Below are 17,369 nucleotides of genomic sequence, written 5' to 3'. Positions count from 1 at the left end.
TTCTCTAGCGGCGCGCGGCGGCGGGAGCGCCGTCGGCGGGGGCGGGGGCGGGGGCGGGCGGGACGGTGCGGTCGGCGGAGGTCCTCGGTTCGTGGGCGACGTCGGCTCCGGTGAACGACCGCGTCCAGCACGCGAACTCCAGCAGGATCCCATCGGGGTCCTGGAAGTAGAAGGACCGGACGAACACCCCGTCGTGCACCTCGCGCGACACCCCGGACGGGCTGTCGTCGTGGTTGAGGATCGGGCTGACCTCGACGCCCTTGTCCCTCAGCCGCCGCCGGTACTCCTCGAACCTGGCGGGCGGCACGTGGAAGGCGACGTGGTTCATCGAGCCGACGGCGCTGAGCAGCTCGCCCTGCTCGGGACGGGTCGCCGGGGCGGAGATCCCCGGCACGCCGTCGGGCGCGTCCGGGAACCAGAAGAACGCCACGCAGTCGCCGCCGCCGCAGTCGAAGAAGAAGTGCTGGCCCATCCCGCCGGGCAGGTCCAGCGTCTTGACCAGCGGCATGCCGAGCACGCCGGAGTAGAAGTCGATCGTGCGCCGCATGTCGGACGACACCAGCGCGAGATGGTTGATGCCGCCCAGCTCGAACTCGGTGTTCTGCGCGGTCATGGGACCTCCTCGGGAGCGGTGTGGCGCGCGCGCAGGTCCCGCTTGAGGACCTTGCCCGCGACGTTGCGGGGCAGTTCGGCGACGAACTCGACCCGGCGCGGCACCTTGTAGCCGCCCAGGCGTTCGCGCGCGAACGCGATGATGTCGCCGGCGGCGGCCTCGCCGGGCTCGGCCGCGCCGGGGCGCAGCACGACGGCGGCGTGGACCGCCTCGCCCCAGCGCGGGTCCGGGGCGCCGTAGACGGCCGCGTCCGCGACCGCGGGGTGGGCGTAGAGCACCTGCTCCACCTCGCGGGACGCGACGTTCTCGCCACCGGTGATGATCATGTCCTTGATCCGGTCGACGATGTAGACCATGCCCTCCGCGTCCCGCCGGACGACGTCGCCGGTGCGGAACCAGCCGTCGTGGAAGGCGGCGGCGGTCAGCTCGGGCTCGCGCCAGTAGCCCCGCGTCACCTGGTCGCAGCGGACCAGCATCTCGCCGGGCTCGCCGGGCGCGACGTCCTGGAACGCGGCGTCCACGATCCTGATGTCGGCGAGGTCCATGACGCGGCCGGCGGCGGCGAGCAGGTGCTCCTCGCCCGCGGCGGCGCGCCGGTGCTCGGCGATCCCGAAGTACAGGATGTTGCCGCCGAGCTCGGTCATCCCGAACCCCTGGTAGAAGTCGCAGCCGAGCACCCGCATGCCGCGCCGCAGCACCTCGGCGGGGATGGCGGACGCGCCGTACCCGATGGCCTGCAGGGTGCCCAGGTCGTGGTCCTCGATCCCGGGATGGTCGAGCAGGAACGCGATCATCGTCGGGGCCAGGCCGGTCTGGGTGACCTTCCACTCGGCGACCAGGCGCAGGAACGTCGCGTTGTCGTAGGCCCGCACGATCCCGACCGTCCCGGACCGCAGGTGGTTGACCAGCACCGCGTAGCCGCCCACGTGGCACAGCGGGAAGCAGAACAGGAACACGGTCTCGTCCGGGATCTCCCACTGCGCCGCCGAGCTCGTCACCCCGGTGACCAGGTTCCGGTGGGACAGCGGCACCCCCTTGGGCGTTCCGGTGGTGCCGCTGGTGTAGACGAGCCAGGCGGCGGAGTCCTCGTCGGCGCGGGGCGGCTCGGTGGCGGGCGCGGCCGCGACCAGGTCGGCGTAGGCGAGGTCGGCGGCGGCGTCCGGGCCGTCGAGGGCGACGAGGTGCTTCACGGTGGGCATCGCCTCGCGCAGCCCGCCCATCGCGGCGAGGTGCTCGGCGCTCACGATCAGCACCGTGGCCTGGGCGTGGTCGACCAGCGCGGCGATCTCGGACGGGTGCAGCCGGTGGTTGAGCAGGGTCAGCGCCATGCCCGCGGCCGGGACGCCGTAGTAGAGGTCGACGTACTCGGGCCGGTTCCCCGCCAGGACCGCGACCCGGTCGCCGGGCGCGGCGATCGACGGCAGCGCGTTGGCGACGCGCCGGACCCGGTCCCGCAGCCCGGCGAAGGTGATCGCCTCGTCCTCGAACCTCAGCGCGGTCCGCCCGGGGTGCTTGCGGGCCGCGTACTCGACGATGTCGTTGATCAGCATGGATCCTCCGGCCCGGTGCCGTCCATCGCGCCTCCTCGGAGTTGACTTGACAGTCATATCAAGTTGCTCGATGCTCGGATCCTGTTCCTGCCACCATCGGGTTGTCAACCCCGCCGGAGCGGCGGGAACGGGAGAGGGAGGACCACCACATGGGCAGCGGCGCGGATCCGGACCAGGCGCGGCCCGCGGACGGGGCGCGGCCGGCGGACGGGGGCGGGCAGCCGATGCCGCTCACCGAGCGCGGCGCCCGGACGCGGGAGCGGCTGCTCGCCGCCGCGCGGGAGGTGTTCGAGGAGCGCGGCTTCCTCGACACCCGGGTCGCGCACATCACCCGGCACGCCAAGGTCGCCTACGGGTCCTTCTACACCTACTTCCCGTCCAAGGAGGCGGTCTTCCTGGAGATCGCCGACCGCCTCTTCGAGGACATGACGCGGCACTCGGCCGTGCCCGGCCCCGGTTCCCGGCCCGCCGCCGACGGGCCGTCCGGCGCCCCCTCCCCCGCCGCGCGGATACGCCGCGCCAACCGCGCCTACTACGAGGCGTACCTGCGCAACGCCAGGATGATGGCGATCATCGAGCAGGTCGCGACGTTCAACGAGGAGTTCCAGGAGATGCGGCGCAAGCACCGCGCCCTCTCCGTCGGACGCTCCGCCAAGGCGATCGAGCGGTGGCAGCGCGCCGGGCTCGTCGCCGCCGACCTCGACCCCGAGACGACGGCCCGCGCGCTCGCCGCGATGGTCGACCACTCCCTGTACCTCTGGCTCGTCCAGGGCGAGGACCCGCCGGCCACGCGGCGGCTCCTGGACACCCTGGACACCCTCAACATCCGCGCCCTCGGCCTGCCGCCGGACGACTGACCCGCCCCATCCCCACGAGGAGACCCCGTGCACCAGGACCTCGCCGACCAGTTCATCACCGCCATCACGAGCGGCGACGCGGACACGCTCCGCGCCCTCTACGCGCCCGGCGCGAAGATCTGGCACAACGGGCCGGGCGAGGGCGGCGGGGCGGAGCAGGAGGTGGAGGACAACCTGCGGACGCTGCGCTGGCTCGCCCGCAACCTGGAGGACTTCCGCTACGAGGTGCTCCGCCGCGATCCGCTCCCGGACGGCTACGTGCAGCGGCACGTACTGCGCGGCCGCCTGCTGGACGCCGGCCGCACCCCGATCGAGGTGGCCGCCTGCCTGTTCGTCACCGTGGACGGCCGGGGCCGCATCGCGCGCATCGAGGAGTACGCCGACAGCAGGGGGGCCGACCCGCTGCACGCCCTCGCCGACGCGCAGCGCGCGGCCCGGTCATGACCGTGCAGGACGCGGCCCCCGCCGCCGGGACGGCCGAGGGGATCGCCGCGGCGCTCGCCGCCCTCCCGGCGCTGGCGGCGGAGGTGACCGGGCTGCGCCGGCTTTCGGGCGGGGCGAGCCGCGAGACCTGGGCGTTCGACGCCGGCGGCCGGGCCCTGGTGCTGCGCCGCGACCCGCCGGCGTCCCCCGACCCTGCGGCAATGGCCCGGGAGGCGGCGCTGCTCGCCGCCGCGGCGGCCGCGGGCGTGCCCGTCCCCCGGCTCGTGGACCACGGCCCGGACCTGCTCGGCCCGCCCTACCTGATCATGGAGCGGCTGGACGGCGAGACGATCCCGCGCCGCCTGCTGCGCGACGCGCGCTTCGCCGGGGTCAGGTCGCGCCTCGCCCGCGAACTGGGCGCCATCCTCGCGCGGCTGCACACGATCCCGCCCGGCGCCGTCCCGGGGCTGCCGGACGGCGATCCGCTGGAGGAGATCGCCGCGCGCTACGACGGCTTCGCCGAGCCGCGTCCCGCCGTGGAACTGGCGCTGCGCTGGCTGGACCGGCACCGTCCGGAGCCGTCCGCCCGCCGGTCGGTCGTGCACGGCGACTTCCGCAACGGCAACCTGATGGTCGGCGAGCCGGGCGTCCGCGGCGTCCTGGACTGGGAGCTGGCGCACGCCGGAGACCCGGCCGAGGACCTGGGCTGGCTGTGCGTGAAGGCGTGGCGGTTCGGCGCGCCCGATCCGGTCGGCGGCTTCGGCCCGCGCGAGGCGCTGCTGGAGGGGTACGCCGCGGCGGGCGGCACGCCGCCCGCGCCCGGGGCGCTGCGCTGGTGGGAGGTGTTCGGCACGCTGCGCTGGACGGTCCTGTGCCGCCACCAGGCCGAGCGCTTCCTGGACGGCTCCGACCCGTCGGTCGAGTACGCGGTGCTGGGCCGGAAGGTCTGCGAGCAGGAGCACGACCTGCTGCTGGCCCTGGGCCTGACCTCCCCCGTCACCGTCCCCGATCCGCTCGACGGCGACGGCGCCGCCGCCGGGGCGCGCGCGGCGTCGGTCCCGCACGACCGTCCCGGCGCGGCCGCCCTCATCGACGCGGCCGCCGCGTTCCTGGACGGCGCGGAGCAGCCCGACGAGCGGCTGCGCTTCCACGCCCGCGTGGCGGCGTCCGCGCTGCGCGTCGCCCGGCGCGAGCTGCTGCTGGGCGACGCGCACTGGGTCGCGCACCGCGAGCGCCTGCGCGCCCTGGGCTGCGCGGACGACGCGGACCTGGCCCTGGCCATCCGCACCGGCCGGCTCGACGGCCGGATGGAGGAGGTCGTGGCGGCGGTCCGCGCGTCCGTCGTGGACAAGCTGACGGTCGCCAACCCCCGCCACCTGTCGCTCCCCGCCTGATCAGAAGGGGCCGGCGCGGCCCAGGAGGGCGGGGGCGGGCTTGCCGAGCAGCTCGCCGAGCCAGATGCCCGTGGCGGCGACGGCCTCCATGTCGTACCCGGTGTCGATACCGCTGCGGTGCAGCGCGTACAGAAGGTCCTCGGTGGCGATGTTGCCGGTGGCGGCGGGCGCGAAGGGGCAGCCGCCGAACCCGCCGGCGGCGGCGTCCAGGACGGTGACGCCCTCGTCCACGGCGGTGAGGGCGTTGGCGTAGCCGGTGTTGCGGGTGTTGTGGAAGTGGAAGCGGAGCGGGGTGCCGGGGGCGGCCTCGCGCGTGCGCCGCGTCAGGTCGCGGACCTGCGCGGGGACGCCCACGCCGATCGTGTCGGCGAGCGCGATCTCCGAGGCCCCGGCCGCGTGCGCGCGGCGGGCGATCTCCGCGACCCGGGCGGGCGGCGTCTCCCCCTCGAAGGGGCAGCCGAAGGCGGCGGCGATCGTCACCCCGGCGGGCACGCCCGCGTCCGCGGCGGCCGCGGCGATCGCGTCCCAGGCGTCCAGCATCTCGGCGGTCGTGCAGCCCTGGTTGCGGACGCTGAACGTGTCGGAGGCGACCACGACCACGTTCACCTCGTCCACCCCGGCGGCGAGGGCGCGGTCGAGACCCCTCCGGTTGAGCACCAGGCCGCTGTAGGACACGCCGTCGCGGCGCGGCACGCCGGCCATGACCTCTTCGGCGCCCGCCATCTGCGGCACGCGCTTGGGGTTGACGAACGAGACGGCCTCGATCCGGCGCGCCCCGGCTTCCACGCAGCGGGTGATGAACGCGATCCTGTCCTCCGGGGACAGCGTGCGCGCTTCGTTCTGGAGGCCGTCCCGAGGACCGACCTCCAGCACTGTTGTATGCAATCTGTCTCCCAAGCTCGCAGTTTCCCTGTTCTTTCGACTATATTGCATGCAATACGTCAAGGAGTATCGATGGCCCGCGCCACTGACACCGCCTACGAGGCGGTGCGCCAGATGATCCTGTCCGGGGAGGCCGAGGCGGGCAGCAGGCTCGGCGAGGCCGAACTCGCCGAGACGCTGGGCCTCTCCCGCACCCCCGTGCGGGAGGCGCTGCAGCGCCTCGGCGCCGACGGGCTGGTCGAGGTGCTGCCGCACCGCGGCGCCCGGGTCGTGCGGTGGACGCGGAACGACCTGGCCGAGATCTTCGAGCTGCGCTCGCTGCTGGAGCCGTACGCGGCGGCGCGCGCGGCCCGGCTCGGCCAGGACGAGGCCGTCCTGGACGCTCTTCGCGGCCAGTGCGCGGCGATGGAGCGGGCCGCGGCGGACGGCGACCTCGGCAGGGTCGCCCAGCTGAACTCCCGCTTCCACGCCGCGGTCATCGACGCCTCCGGCAACCGCCGGCTGCCGGGGATGCTCACCTCGGTCATGCACGCCCCGCTGATCCTCGGCACCTTCCGCCGGTACGACGCGGACGCCATGGCCCGGAGCATGAACCACCACCGGGAACTGGTCGCGGCCATCACCGCGGGCGACCCGGACTGGGCCGAGTCGGTGATGCGCGCCCACGTGCGCGCCGCCGCGGCCCATCTCCGCGGCGCGACCGCCGCCGAGGACACCAGCGACCGGGAACGATGAACGACAGGGAACGATGAGCGAAGACACCTCCCCCCGAGCCTTGGGCGACCTGCGGGTCGTGGAGATGGGCCAGCTGCTGGCCGGCCCGTTCTGCGGCCAGCTCCTCGGCGACTTCGGCGCCGAGATCATCAAGATCGAGCCGCCGGGCGCCGGCGACCCGATGCGCGAGTGGGGGCGGGAGAAGCCGCACGGCAAGTCGCTGTGGTGGCCGATCCTCGCCCGCAACAAGAAGTCGGTCACCTGCGACCTGCGCACGCCCGAGGGGCAGGCGCTGGCCCGCCGCGTCATCGCGCGCGCCGACGTCCTGGTGGAGAACTTCCGCCCCGGCACGCTGGAGCGCTGGGGCCTGGCGCCCGCCGACCTGCACGCCGAGAACCCCGGGCTGATCATCACCCGGGTCACCGGGTACGGGCAGGACGGCCCGTACGCGCCCCGCGCCGGGTTCGGCTCGATCGGCGAGGCGATGGGCGGGATCCGGTACGTGACCGGCGATCCGGGCATGCCGCCGTCCCGCGCCGGGATCTCGCTCGGCGACGAGCTGGCGGGCACCTTCGCGGCGCTCGGCACCCTGGTCGCCGTGCACGCGCGGCACCGCACCGGGCGCGGCCAGGTCGTCGACTCGGCGCTGTACGAGGCCGTCCTGGCGATGATGGAGTCGCTGATCCCCGAGTGGGAGATCGCCGGCTACCAGCGCGAGCGCACCGGCTCGGTGCTGCCCAACGTCGCGCCCAGCAACGTCTACCCCACCAAGGACGGGCCGGTCCTCATCGCCGCCAACCGCGACACGATCTGGCGGCGGCTGGCGGCGCTGATGGACCGTCCGGAGCTGGCCGACGACGAGCGGTTCGCCACGCACGGCGCCCGCGGCGCCCACGCCGAGGAGCTCGACGACCTCATCGGCGCGTGGACGGCCGGGCAGGACTCGGCCGCGCTGCTGGAGCTCCTGCACGAGAACGGCATCCCGGCCGGGCTCACCTACCGTGCCAAGGACATGCTCGCCGACCCCCACTACCGGGCCCGCGAGGCCATCATCCGGATGGCCCACCCCGACTTCGGCGACTTCCCGATGCACAACGTGTTCCCGAAGCTGTCGTCCACTCCGGGCGAGGTCCGCTCCCTGGGCCCTGCCCTCGGCCAGCACAACGCCGACGTGTACGGCGGCCTCCTGGGCCTGGCGGACGAGGAGGTCGCCGCCCTGGCCGCCGCGGGCACCATCTGATCCGGCGGGCGCGGGCCCCGGGTCAGGTCGGCCGCGAGCAACGGTTCCGGCATCCGAGATCTCACGTTCATTCCGTAGTGCGTGGTAGATCATGAAACATCCCTATTTTCCGGATGTGACACACCGAACCACCTCGTGGACGCGGAAGGCCGCGCTCGCGGTGCTGACCGCCGCCGTCGCCGTACCGCTCGCCCTGGCCGGGCCCGCGCACGCCGCTCCCGAGCGGACCGCGCCCTTCCCCTATCCCGACGCCGAACTCACCCTCGTCAACCACCGCGGGCTGTCGCCCGGGTTCCCGGAGAACACGCTCGCCGCGTTCCGCAACTCGATCGCCATGGGCGTGGACGCCATCGAGATCGACCTGCGCCTCACCAAGGACGGCCAGATCGTCATCCTGCACGACGACACCGTCGACCGGACCACCGACGGCACCGGCCGGATCGGCGACCTCACGCTGGCCCAGGTCAAGGCGCTGGACGCGGGCGGCCACGCGGGCGAGGAGTTCGCCGGGGAGCGCGTCCCGACCTACACCGAGACGTTGGAGGCGGTCAAGGGCAGCGGCGTGCGCCTGCTGCTCGACATCAAGGACGCCTCGCGGGTCCCGGAGATCGTCCGGATCACCCAGGAGCACGGCATGGCCTCGCAGGTCATCGTGGGTCCGCGCACGGTCCAGGCGCTCGGCGAGTTCAAGCGGCTCGACCCGGGCCTGACCACCCTGGGCTTCATCGCCACCGCCGCGGACGCCGGCGCGTTCATCGACGCCGGCGTGGACTACATCCGGCTGTGGCCGGAGTGGATCACCGCGTCCCGGGACACCACCGAGTGCAAGGCCGACTACGCGGCCCGGGTCGCCGCCTACCAGCGCGGCGAGCGGTCGCATCCCGGCTCCGCCTCGTGCGCGGTGGAGGACGTCGTGTCGCGGGGCACGCCCGTCTGGTCGACGACCAACGACGCGGGCTACGAGGCGATGGACGAGCTGCTCGGCCTGGGCGCGACCGGGCTGCTCTCCGATGTCCCGGCGGTCCTCAAGCAACTGCTGGACGACATCGACGCCAAGCGGTTCACGACCGCGGCCCCGCAGATCGCGGAGCTGCGGGCGCACGTCAAGGCCGACCGCAAGGACCGGCACGACCGCGCGCTCAAGCAGGTGGAGAAGAACCTGAACCAGGCGCGCAAGTACGTGAGGGCCCGCGACGCCGGCCGCGCGTGCGGCGCGCTGCACGAAGCCTCGCGGGCAGGGTCCGGTTACGCCGGCGACATCGCCTCCGTCCGTTTCACCTTGGCCTGCTCGCGATTCGCCTAGCCAGGCGACCGGCATGATGAGAGGCCGATGAGGGCTTCTTCATCTGCGTTCGCCCGCGCCCGCTCGCTGACCTGGGAAACAGCGGACGGGCACGGGCGAAGGGCGAGGGCCCGCGACGAACGCGGGGGCGTTCTCCTCATCATGCGCCGCTAGCTTTCCGCGCCATGACCCCTCAGGACGCCCTTGGCGCACCTCCCGTCAGGCACGGGTCCCGGCCGGCGGACACGCCCCGCCGGCCGGGACGCGCCGTGCTGCCGATCGCGGCCGGGATCACCGCCGCGCTCGTCGCCGCCGATCTCGCCATCCGCGGCTTCCACCACTACGTCGAGCCGGTGCCGGCGCTGAGATGGGCGTTCAACGTCGGCGCCGAGGCGAACCTGGCCACCTGGTGGAACAGCACGCTGCTGCTCTCGGTGGCGGGGACGGCGCTCGTGGCGGCGGTGCTGTCCGGCCGGGACGCCCGTCCCGGCCGCCGCTCCTGGCCGGCGCTGGAGGCGGCGGCCGCCTGGCTCAGCATCGACGAGACGGTGCAGGTGCACGAACGGCTCGCCGGGCCCGGCCGCGCGTGGGCCCGCGAGCTCGGCCTCGCCCTCCCCACCTACGCCTGGGTCCTGCCGGGCGCGGCCCTCGCGCTGACCGGAACGCTCTGCGCGGTGCTGTGGGCCCGGCGCCTGCCGCCCGACCTGCGTCGCGGCCTGCTCGGCGCCCTGGCCGCCTACCTGACGGGCGCGCTGGTGGTCGAGAGCTTCAACGGATGGGCGCGCCGCCAGGGTGCCGACGTCGTCTACGCCGTCGGGACCAGCGTCGAGGAGGCCCTGGAGATGGGGGCGTGCCTGCTGGCCCTCGCCGTGCTCGCCAGGTTCGTCCTGCTCGGCCGCGACGCGCACACCGGACGCGTCGTGGTGCGCCTCCGCTGACCGCCCGCCCCTTTCACCGGGCGGGACGGCGCTGCGCTTCGAGCTGCCTCCGGAACCAGTGGTAGGACGCCTTGGGCGTGCGCTCCCACGTGGTGAAGTCGACGTGGACAAGCCCGAACCGCTGGTCGTACCCCTCGGCCCACTCGAAGTTGTCCAGCAGCGACCACACGAAGTAGCCGCGCACGTCCACCCCGGCCTCGACGGCCCGGTGCAGCGCGCGCAGATGGCCGTCCAGGTACTCGATCCGCTCCAGGTCGGGGCGGCCGGGCTCGTCCCGCGCCGAGCACCCGTTCTCGGTGACCAGGATCGGCGGGAGGGCGTCGCCGTACCGGTCGCGGAGCGCGACCAGCATCTCGCGCAGGCCGTCCGGCACGACCGGCCAGCCGAACGCGGTGGACGGGTAGCCCTCGATCGGGGTGTCCTGGAAGGGCAGGCCCGCGCCGTCGAGCCGGTCCCCGACCTCGCCGAGGACCGAGGCCCCGGACGGCCCGGACGGCGCGGGCGCCGTGTGCGGGGCGGCGACCATGGTCGGGCTGTAGTAGTTGACGCCGAGCCGGTCGATCGGGGCGGAGACGGTCCGGAGATCGCCGTCCCGGACGAACGGCGGGTCGCCGATCCCGAAGGCGGTCAGGTCGGGCAGGCGGCCCAGCAGCACCGGATCGGTGAACAGCCGGTTCTGCAGGGCGTCGAAGGCGGTGGCGGCGGCGCGGTCGGCGGACGAGCCGGTGGCGGCCCAGACGGGGCTGTAGTTGTTGGTGATCGCGATCTGGCCGGAGGTCCGTTCGCGCAGCGCGGGCACGGCGAGCCCGTGGCCGAGCAGCAGGTGGTGGGCCGCGGGCAGGGCGTCCAGCAGGAGCGCCTCGCCCGGTGCGTGGGTGCCGAGCCCGTAGCCCTCGGTCATGTGGACGAACGGCTCGTTCAGGGTGATCCAGGTCGGCACGCGGTCGCCCAGCCGGTCGGCGACCAGGGCCGCGTACTCGGCGAAGCGGTGGGCGGTGTCGCGGTTCATCCAGCCGCCGTCGTCCTGCAGCGCCTGCGGCAGGTCCCAGTGGTAGAGGGTCAGGGCGGGCGCGATGCCGCGTTCCGCGAGGGCGTCGACGAGGCGGTCGTAGAAGTCCAGGCCCGTGGCGTTGGCGGCGCCGCGACCCTCGGGCTGGATCCGGGGCCAGGCGACCGAGAAGCGGTAGGCGTTCACGCCCAGCCCGGCCATCAGCGCGAGGTCTTCGGGCCAGCGGTGGTAGTGGTCGCAGGCGATCGCGCCGGTGTCGCCGTTCTTGATCCGGCCGGGTGCGGCGCAGAAGGCGTCCCAGACGCTGGTGCCGCGGCCGTCCTCCGCGACCGCGCCCTCGATCTGGTACGCCGAGGTGGCCGTTCCCCAGAGGAAGCCGCCGGGAAAGCGGGGAAGCGCGTCGATGGTCGGCTCCTGCACGGTCCGCTCCTGCCTGCTCCGCCCCGAGACAACGTGAGAGACATTCATATTAGGCCACTGGGGCCCGACCGTTAACATGAGCCTTATTCACTTTCTTCCGGATCGGTGATATCCCTGCACCAACGGCCGTGGAACGATCCTCCACGGGACGCTCCCCCACGTCGAGGTGCGCATGTCCGACATCCGCCCCCTGTCGCGTTCCGCTCTGGCACCGCTCGCCCTGACCCTCGTCGCCCTCCTGCTCGCCGTCCTCGCCGCCCCCCTGCAACCCGCGACCGCCGCCGCGACCGCCGGACGGGTGCCCGAACCGGGCACCGGCGCGACCGGCGCCCCCTTCAAGGGGACGACCCCCGACGGGGAGGTGCGCGGGTACGTCGACGCGCACACCCACCTGATGGCGTACGAGGCGTTCGGCGGCAGGCTGTTCTGCGGCAAGCCCTTCGACCCCGCCGGCGTCCAGGCGGCGCTGCGCGACTGCTTCGACCACGCCGGCAACGGCGCCCTGGCCTGGTTCGAGAACTTCACCAGGCACGGCACCCCGCTGGGCACCCACGACCCGGTCGGCTGGCCGACGTTCAAGGACTGGCCCGCCTGGGACTCGCGCACCCACCAGCAGGCGTACCACACGTGGCTGGAGCGATCCTGGCGGGCCGGCCAGCGCGTCCTGGTCAACCACCTGGTCGCCAACCGGCAGATCTGCGAGATCTACCCGATCAAGAGCAACACCTGCGACGAGATGGACATCGTCCGGCTCGAGGCCCGGCGGATGACCGAGATGCAGGACTACATCGACCGGCTGAACGGCGGCCCGGGCAAGGGCTGGTTCCGGATCGTCCGCGGCGCCGCCGAGGCCCGGAAGGTGATCGAGGACGGGAAGCTGGCCGTGGTCCTCGGCGTCGAGGCGTCCGAGCCGTTCGGCTGCCGGCAGGCCGGCGGCCGGCCGGGATGCACGCGCGAGCAGATCGACCGGGGCCTGGACGAGATGAAGGACCTCGGCGTCAGCTCGATGTTCCTGTGCCACAAGTTCGACAACGCGCTGTGCGGCGTGCGGTTCGACTCCGGCACCACCGGCGTCATCGTGAACCTGGGCAATTTCCTGGGCACCGGGCGGTTCTGGCAGGTGGAACCGTGCACCGGGACCGAGCACGACAACGCGATCCAGCCGTCCGGCGCGCTGGGCGACCTGCTCCGGGGGCCGCTGAGCGGGCTCGGCCAGGCCGGGCTCACCCTGCCGCTGTATCCCAGCCCGCCGCACTGCAACGTGCACGGCCTCAGCGAGCTCGGCGAGTACGCGCTGAAGGGCCTGATCGACCGCAACATGATCGTCGAGATCGACCACATGAGCGTCAAGGCCGCCGACCGGACCCTCGCGATCCTGGAGGAGCACGACTACTCGGGCGTGGTGTCGTCGCACAGCTGGATGGACGGGAACTACGCGCGCCGCCTCTACCGGCTGGGCGGGATGATCACGGGGTACGGGCACGCGGCGGACCAGTTCGTCCGGGAATGGCGGGCCAACAAGGAGCACCGCGCCCCGGGCCGCGCCTTCGGGTACGGCTACGGCCTGGACGCCAACGGCATGGGCGCGCTGCCGCCGCCGCGCGCGGGCAACGACGGGAACCGGCTGCAGTACCCGTTCACCTCGCCGGTCGACCCCGGGGTGACGCTCGACCGGCAGCGCACCGGCCTGCGCACCTGGGACGTCAACACCGAGGGCGTCGCCAACTACGGCCTCGTCCCGGACTGGATCGCCGACATGCGCACCCTCGCCGGACCCGAGATCACCGAGGACCTGGCGCGCGGCGCGGAGGTCTACCTCCAGATGTGGCGGCGCGCCGAGACCGGGACCGGCTGACCGCGGGCGGCCCGCCGCTCATGCCCCGAAGCGGCGGGCCACCTCGTGGAAGGCCTCCTTCGGCTCCCACCGCCCGGGGTCGTCGGCGGACACCTTCACCACGCCGAACCCGGCCATGTCGAGGTCGCGGCCCGGGTCGGCGCGGTGGGGGAAGTCGCGCATGGCGAAGGTGAACACGAAGCAGCCGTCCACGCCGTGCTCGCCGTACAGGCCGATGAGGTCGGAGAGGTAGGCGGCCTGCGTGCGCTCGTCGCGCACGTGGCCGTCCCGGACGCGGGGCGGGTCGGCGAACCAGCGGACGATCCGGAACGACCCCGGCCCCATCAGGTCGGCGCCGGTGAACGCGCCGCAGCCGAACTCGGTGACCACCACCGGCTTGCCGTCGTCCCGCCGCAGGGCGCGCAGCCTCTCCTCGTAGCCGGCGTGGTCGGTGCCCAGGCGGTAGAGGTTGATCCCGACGATGTCGAAGCCCGACCAGTCCACGTCCTCCCAGAAGCCGGCGGCGTAGGTGACGGGACCGCGGAAGGAGCGCCGCGCGGTGGCGAGGGCGTCGGCGAGCAGCGCGTTGAGCCCGCGGGTGACGCGGCGGTCGAACAGGCGCCGCAGCCGCGGCCGGACCAGCACCTGCAGGCGGACGAAGACGCGCGGCCCGGGGAGCATCCCCGGCGCGGTGAGGGAGAACTCGCTGCCCACCAGGAGCGTGACCCGGTCCGGGAACCGGGCGCGCAGTTCCTCGGCCGCGGCCGCCGTGGCGGCGAGGTGGTCCAGCAGTTCCCGGTGGGGCCGGTCGGGGAGGTAGGGCCTGATGTAGACCGCGAGCCCCAGTTCCAGGGCCTGCCGGGCGGCCTCGATCTGCCGCGCGGTGTCGGTGCCGATGAGCATCACCGTCGTGCAGTGCAGCGCGTCGCGGACGGCGGCCAGATCGCGGCGCACGACCTCGGGCGGCAGCTCCTCGACGGTGTAGGAGATCCCCTTGATCGTCAGCGGCATGCCCCGACGCTAACCGCACCGGTCCGGGTGGACGACCGCCTTCCGGCCACGGCCCATGGACCAAAGTCGAGGGGCGGAATCACCCGAAACCGGCGATGCACGTGCATATGCACGTTACATCCGGTCGGCGAAGGCGATCACTGGCCTTAAGCTGACAACCATGTCCGACGGCCGCCCCGCCTGCGCATGCATCATCTGCCACGACTACGGCGATCGCGACCGCCTGGACAACTTCCAACTCCGCACGATCGTGCACATCACCCAGTACGGCTGGAGCGTCGTCCTGGTCCCCGCCGGCGACTCGGCGCCGGGCTGGGCGTACACCATCGGGCTCTGGCACAGCCACCGCTCCCCGGAACTGGCCATGTTCGGCGGCGACGTGTACGAGATGGAGGAGATCCTCAACTCCCTCGGCCGCGCGGTCGCCGAGGACAGCGCGCCCGCCGACGGCGAGCAGCGCGACGACGTCGTCCGGGGCCGCCCGGCCGCCTTCCGCTCCGTCGACACCCGCTGGTACGAGGGCGCCTTCGGCGGCGCCGTCGCCTTCTACCGCCGCCCGCCGCTGCCCTTCCTCCAGGTGGTGTGGCCCGACCAGAACGGCCTGTACCCGTGGCAGCCCGGCACCGAACTGCCCTTCCGCCGCGCCCAGCCCTGGCTGTGGCTCGACCCGCGCCAACACCCCGAGGGCGCCTGGACGCACCGGCTGTCCGCCCCCGCCACCGGGGCCTAGGGCCTGGGCATAGGGTCGGCGGGTGCACCGGCCGATCACCGAGACCGTCGAAACGCCGCGGCTGCGGCTCGAACCGCTGGCCGTCCACCACGCCGAGGAGATGGCGGACGTGCTCGGCGACGCCCGGCTGCACCGCTACATGGGCGGCGCCCCGCTCACCCTGGAGGAACTGCGGGCCCGGTACGAGCACCTGGCCGCCGGCCCCTCGCCGTTCCACCAGGAGCAGTGGCTCAACTGGATCGTGCGGCGGCGCCGGGACGGCCGCGCCGTCGGCACCGTCCAGGCCACGGTGACCCCCGGCCGGGACGGGCCGCGGGCCTCGGTGGCGTGGGTGGTCGGCATGCCCTACCAGGGGTTCGGGTTCGCGTCCGAGGCCGCCCGCGCGCTCGTGGACTGGCTCACCGCGCACGGCGTGCGGCACGTGGCCGCCAACGTGCACCCCGCCAACCTCGCCTCCGCCGCCGTCGCCCGCCGCGCGGGCCTGCGCCCCACGGGTGAGTTCGCCGGGGACGAGGAGGTCTGGAGCGACGAGCGGGACTCCTGAGCCCCCGAAAAGGGGGAAATTTCCCGCTCTGGAGGCGGCGCTACCCGCCCGGCCGGCCGTACCTCCAGGTGAGCCGGTCCCTTTCGGCCTTCCGCTCACGGAGAGGAGTCGGCCCATGGCCTCCCGAGCCCCGGACGTTCAGCGCTCCCCGCGGGAAGACCCCCTCGCGGTGCTGGGCGCCGTCGTGCTGCCGGGCGTCGAGCCCGCCGTCGCGCTGGTGCGCCGGTACGCGCGGGCGCTGCTCGGCCCGGGCTTCCCCGGACTGTACGAGCTCACCGTCGTGGCCAGCGAACTCTTCACCAACGCCGTGCGGCACTCCCGTTCGGGGCGCCTCCCGGGGGACGGCGGCGCCGGCCAGGTCACGATCACCTTTCTCACCGGTGAGAACCTCCTCCGGCTGGAGATGGCCGACCAGGGGGGAGCCGGTTCACCGCGGCTGCGCGCCCCCGACGACAATGGTGAGAGCGGGCGCGGCCTGCACGTGGTCGAGGCGCTGAGCCTGGCCTGGGGCGCGGAGCGGCGGGGGCGCCACACCGTGGTGTGGGCGGAGTTCGCCCTCGGCGGCCGCGGCCCGGCGCGGTGAACCGCCCCGTTCCCCGCGTGCCGGTCCCGGTGGTCCGGCGGGTAGGGGAAAATCGAAGGCCGGGACGGTGGCAACTCGTGCCACGCCGGACCCGAAAGGTGGGGAGATGCAGGAGGTGTGGCCCGGCGAGGCCTACCCCCTGGGCGCCACATGGGACGGCACCGGGACCAACTTCGCGCTGTTCTCCGAGGCCGCGGAGCACGTGCAGCTGTGCCTGTTCGACGCGGGGGGCCGGGAGACGCGCCACGACCTGCCCGAGGTCGACGGGTTCGTCTGGCACGGCTACCTGCCCGGCGTCGGCCCCGGCCAGCGCTACGGCTACCGGGTGCACGGCCCGTACGAGCCGCGCGAGGGCCACCGCTGCAACCCGTCCAAGCTGCTGATCGACCCGTACACCAAGGCGGTGGAGGGCGTTACGCGGGGCGAGCTGCTCAGCTGGCATGAGTCGCTGTTCTCCTACCGCTTCGCCGACCCCGACGCCCTCAACACCGACGACAGCGCCCCCTACATGCCGAAGAACGTGGTGATCAACCCGTTCTTCGACTGGGGCGACGACCGGCCGCCGCGGGTGCCCTACCACGAGAGCCTGATCTACGAGGCGCACGTGAAGGGGCTGACCAGGCTGCACCCGGCGATCCCGGCGGAGCGGCGCGGCACCTACGCGGCGCTGGCCCACCCGGTGATGATCGACCACCTCACCGATCTCGGGGTGACGGCGGTGGAGCTGATGCCGGTCCACCAGTCCGTCCCCGAGCACGCGCTCGTGGCGCGCGGCCTGACCAACTACTGGGGCTACAACACGCTGGGCTACCTGGCGCCGCACAACGCCTACAGCTCCTCCGGGCAGCTGGGCGAGCAGGTGCTGGAGTTCAAGGCGATGGTGCGGGCGCTGCACGCGGCGGGCATCGAGGTGATCCTCGACGTGGTCTACAACCACACCGCCGAGGGCGACCACCTGGGGCCGACGCTGTCGTTCCGGGGCATCGACAACGCCGCCTACTACCGGCTGCGCGACGACGACAAGCGCTACCACCTCGACTACACCGGCTGCGGGAACTCGCTGAACGTGCGCAGCCCGCACGCGCTCCAGCTGATCATGGACTCGCTGCGGTACTGGGTGCTGGAGATGCACGTCGACGGGTTCCGGTTCGACCTGGCCTCGGCGCTGGCCCGGGAGCTGCACGACGTCGACCGGCTGGCGGCGTTCTTCGACCTGGTCCAGCAGGACCCGGTGGTGTCGCAGGTCAAGCTGATCGCCGAGCCGTGGGACGTGGGCGAGGGCGGCTACCAGGTCGGCAACTTCCCGCCGCTGTGGACCGAGTGGAACGGCAAGTACCGCGACACC

Annotated in this window: 17 protein-coding genes; 12 read left to right on the top strand and 5 right to left on the bottom strand. The window is 73.6% G+C overall.

Annotated features, from left to right (window positions below; all coding sequences use genetic code 11):
• Positions 1–4: 4 nt before the first annotated feature.
• On the bottom strand, positions 5–613 hold the full coding sequence (locus ACFPZN_RS42455) for a VOC family protein (RefSeq protein WP_378288271.1): 609 nt from the start codon (positions 611–613) through the stop codon (positions 5–7).
• On the bottom strand, positions 610–2,163 hold the full coding sequence (locus ACFPZN_RS42450) for a class I adenylate-forming enzyme family protein (RefSeq protein ID WP_378288270.1): 1,554 nt from the start codon (positions 2,161–2,163) through the stop codon (positions 610–612). Before ACFPZN_RS42450 ends, ACFPZN_RS42455 begins: the two co-directional genes overlap by 4 nt.
• Before the next feature lie 149 nt (positions 2,164–2,312).
• Here ACFPZN_RS42450 and ACFPZN_RS42445 point away from each other — a divergent pair, with 149 nt between their 5' ends.
• Genes ACFPZN_RS42445 through ACFPZN_RS42435 form a run of 3 tightly spaced genes read left to right on the top strand, consistent with a single transcriptional unit; the run spans position 2,313 to position 4,837 of the window.
• Positions 2,313–3,020 carry a TetR/AcrR family transcriptional regulator gene (locus tag ACFPZN_RS42445; RefSeq protein ID WP_378288269.1) on the top strand — a complete coding sequence of 236 codons (708 nt, stop codon included), beginning with the start codon at positions 2,313–2,315 and terminating at the stop codon, positions 3,018–3,020.
• A 27-nt stretch (positions 3,021–3,047) separates the two neighbouring features.
• Positions 3,048–3,464 carry a nuclear transport factor 2 family protein gene (locus ACFPZN_RS42440; protein WP_378288268.1) on the top strand — a complete coding sequence of 139 codons (417 nt, stop codon included), beginning with the start codon at positions 3,048–3,050 and terminating at the stop codon, positions 3,462–3,464.
• Entirely contained in the window at positions 3,461–4,837 is a 1,377-nt protein-coding gene (locus ACFPZN_RS42435; RefSeq protein ID WP_378288267.1) for a phosphotransferase family protein, read from the top strand. Before ACFPZN_RS42440 ends, ACFPZN_RS42435 begins: the two co-directional genes overlap by 4 nt.
• Here the strand turns inward: ACFPZN_RS42435 and ACFPZN_RS42430 are convergent, their stop codons facing one another.
• The gene (locus tag ACFPZN_RS42430) at positions 4,838–5,770 is read right to left on the bottom strand and encodes a hydroxymethylglutaryl-CoA lyase (RefSeq protein WP_378288266.1); all 933 of its coding nucleotides are present in this window, start codon (positions 5,768–5,770) and stop codon (positions 4,838–4,840) included.
• Positions 5,771–5,791: 21 nt separating this feature from the next.
• On the opposite strand from ACFPZN_RS42430, the gene ACFPZN_RS42425 reads away from it, so the two are divergent.
• The 4 genes from ACFPZN_RS42425 (at position 5,792) to ACFPZN_RS42410 (ending at position 9,893) form a co-directional block, all read left to right on the top strand.
• Positions 5,792–6,454: a GntR family transcriptional regulator gene (locus tag ACFPZN_RS42425; protein ID WP_378288265.1), complete on the top strand. Its 663-nt coding sequence runs from the start codon at positions 5,792–5,794 to the stop codon at positions 6,452–6,454.
• A 13-nt stretch (positions 6,455–6,467) separates the two neighbouring features.
• Entirely contained in the window at positions 6,468–7,673 is a 1,206-nt protein-coding gene (locus ACFPZN_RS42420) for a CaiB/BaiF CoA transferase family protein (RefSeq protein WP_378288264.1), read from the top strand.
• Between the two features lie 115 nt (positions 7,674–7,788).
• A complete protein-coding gene (locus ACFPZN_RS42415; protein WP_378288263.1) occupies positions 7,789–8,976 on the top strand; it encodes a glycerophosphodiester phosphodiesterase in 1,188 nt (395 codons plus the stop codon).
• 248 nt (positions 8,977–9,224) lie between these two features.
• Entirely contained in the window at positions 9,225–9,893 is a 669-nt protein-coding gene (locus tag ACFPZN_RS42410; RefSeq protein WP_378288262.1) for a hypothetical protein, read from the top strand.
• Between the two features lie 13 nt (positions 9,894–9,906).
• Here ACFPZN_RS42410 and ACFPZN_RS42405 read toward each other — a convergent pair whose 3' ends face one another.
• Positions 9,907–11,370 carry a glycoside hydrolase family 1 protein gene (locus ACFPZN_RS42405; RefSeq protein ID WP_378288261.1) on the bottom strand — a complete coding sequence of 488 codons (1,464 nt, stop codon included), beginning with the start codon at positions 11,368–11,370 and terminating at the stop codon, positions 9,907–9,909.
• 124 nt (positions 11,371–11,494) lie between these two features.
• On the opposite strand from ACFPZN_RS42405, the gene ACFPZN_RS42400 reads away from it, so the two are divergent.
• Positions 11,495–13,177: a Coagulation factor 5/8 type domain-containing protein gene (locus ACFPZN_RS42400; RefSeq protein ID WP_378288260.1), complete on the top strand. Its 1,683-nt coding sequence runs from the start codon at positions 11,495–11,497 to the stop codon at positions 13,175–13,177.
• 18 nt (positions 13,178–13,195) lie between these two features.
• On the opposite strand, the gene ACFPZN_RS42395 is transcribed toward ACFPZN_RS42400, so the two are convergent.
• A complete protein-coding gene (locus ACFPZN_RS42395; protein WP_378288259.1) occupies positions 13,196–14,167 on the bottom strand; it encodes a hypothetical protein in 972 nt (323 codons plus the stop codon).
• 160 nt (positions 14,168–14,327) lie between these two features.
• On the opposite strand from ACFPZN_RS42395, the gene ACFPZN_RS42390 reads away from it, so the two are divergent.
• The 4 genes from ACFPZN_RS42390 to ACFPZN_RS42375 form a co-directional block, all read left to right on the top strand.
• Positions 14,328–14,897: a DUF4262 domain-containing protein gene (locus tag ACFPZN_RS42390; protein WP_378288258.1), complete on the top strand. Its 570-nt coding sequence runs from the start codon at positions 14,328–14,330 to the stop codon at positions 14,895–14,897.
• Between the two features lie 22 nt (positions 14,898–14,919).
• A complete protein-coding gene (locus ACFPZN_RS42385; RefSeq protein ID WP_378288257.1) occupies positions 14,920–15,441 on the top strand; it encodes a GNAT family N-acetyltransferase in 522 nt (173 codons plus the stop codon).
• Positions 15,442–15,556: 115 nt separating this feature from the next.
• Positions 15,557–16,024, top strand: coding sequence for an ATP-binding protein (locus ACFPZN_RS42380; RefSeq protein ID WP_378288256.1), 468 nt, complete (start codon positions 15,557–15,559; stop codon positions 16,022–16,024).
• Positions 16,025–16,130: 106 nt separating this feature from the next.
• Positions 16,131–17,369 (top strand): glycogen debranching protein (locus ACFPZN_RS42375; protein WP_378288255.1); only part of this gene is annotated, 1,239 nt, incomplete at its 3' end.

Source organism: Actinomadura rugatobispora (genome assembly GCF_042656285.1).
In the GTDB taxonomy this organism is placed as follows: Bacteria; Actinomycetota; Actinomycetes; order Streptosporangiales; family Streptosporangiaceae; genus Spirillospora; species Spirillospora rugatobispora.
Note: the sequence above shows the minus strand (reverse complement) of the source record. Positions and strands in the feature narration are given on the sequence as shown.

Excerpts from the sequence above, each read along its gene's own strand:
- ACFPZN_RS42455 (WP_378288271.1), bottom strand. The coding sequence starts at position 613 with ATGACCGCGCAGAACACCGAGTTCGAGCTGGGCGGCATCAACCATCTC.
- ACFPZN_RS42450 (WP_378288270.1), bottom strand. The coding sequence starts at position 2,163 with ATGCTGATCAACGACATCGTCGAGTACGCGGCCCGCAAGCACCCCGGG.
- ACFPZN_RS42445 (WP_378288269.1), top strand. The coding sequence starts at position 2,313 with ATGGGCAGCGGCGCGGATCCGGACCAGGCGCGGCCCGCGGACGGGGCG.
- ACFPZN_RS42435 (WP_378288267.1), top strand. The coding sequence starts at position 3,461 with ATGACCGTGCAGGACGCGGCCCCCGCCGCCGGGACGGCCGAGGGGATC.
- ACFPZN_RS42430 (WP_378288266.1), bottom strand. The coding sequence starts at position 5,770 with ATGCAATATAGTCGAAAGAACAGGGAAACTGCGAGCTTGGGAGACAGA.
- ACFPZN_RS42425 (WP_378288265.1), top strand. The coding sequence starts at position 5,792 with ATGGCCCGCGCCACTGACACCGCCTACGAGGCGGTGCGCCAGATGATC.
- ACFPZN_RS42420 (WP_378288264.1), top strand. The coding sequence starts at position 6,468 with ATGAGCGAAGACACCTCCCCCCGAGCCTTGGGCGACCTGCGGGTCGTG.
- ACFPZN_RS42405 (WP_378288261.1), bottom strand. The coding sequence starts at position 11,370 with ATGAATGTCTCTCACGTTGTCTCGGGGCGGAGCAGGCAGGAGCGGACC.
- ACFPZN_RS42400 (WP_378288260.1), top strand. The coding sequence starts at position 11,495 with ATGTCCGACATCCGCCCCCTGTCGCGTTCCGCTCTGGCACCGCTCGCC.
- ACFPZN_RS42395 (WP_378288259.1), bottom strand. The coding sequence starts at position 14,167 with ATGCCGCTGACGATCAAGGGGATCTCCTACACCGTCGAGGAGCTGCCG.
- ACFPZN_RS42390 (WP_378288258.1), top strand. The coding sequence starts at position 14,328 with ATGTCCGACGGCCGCCCCGCCTGCGCATGCATCATCTGCCACGACTAC.
- ACFPZN_RS42380 (WP_378288256.1), top strand. The coding sequence starts at position 15,557 with ATGGCCTCCCGAGCCCCGGACGTTCAGCGCTCCCCGCGGGAAGACCCC.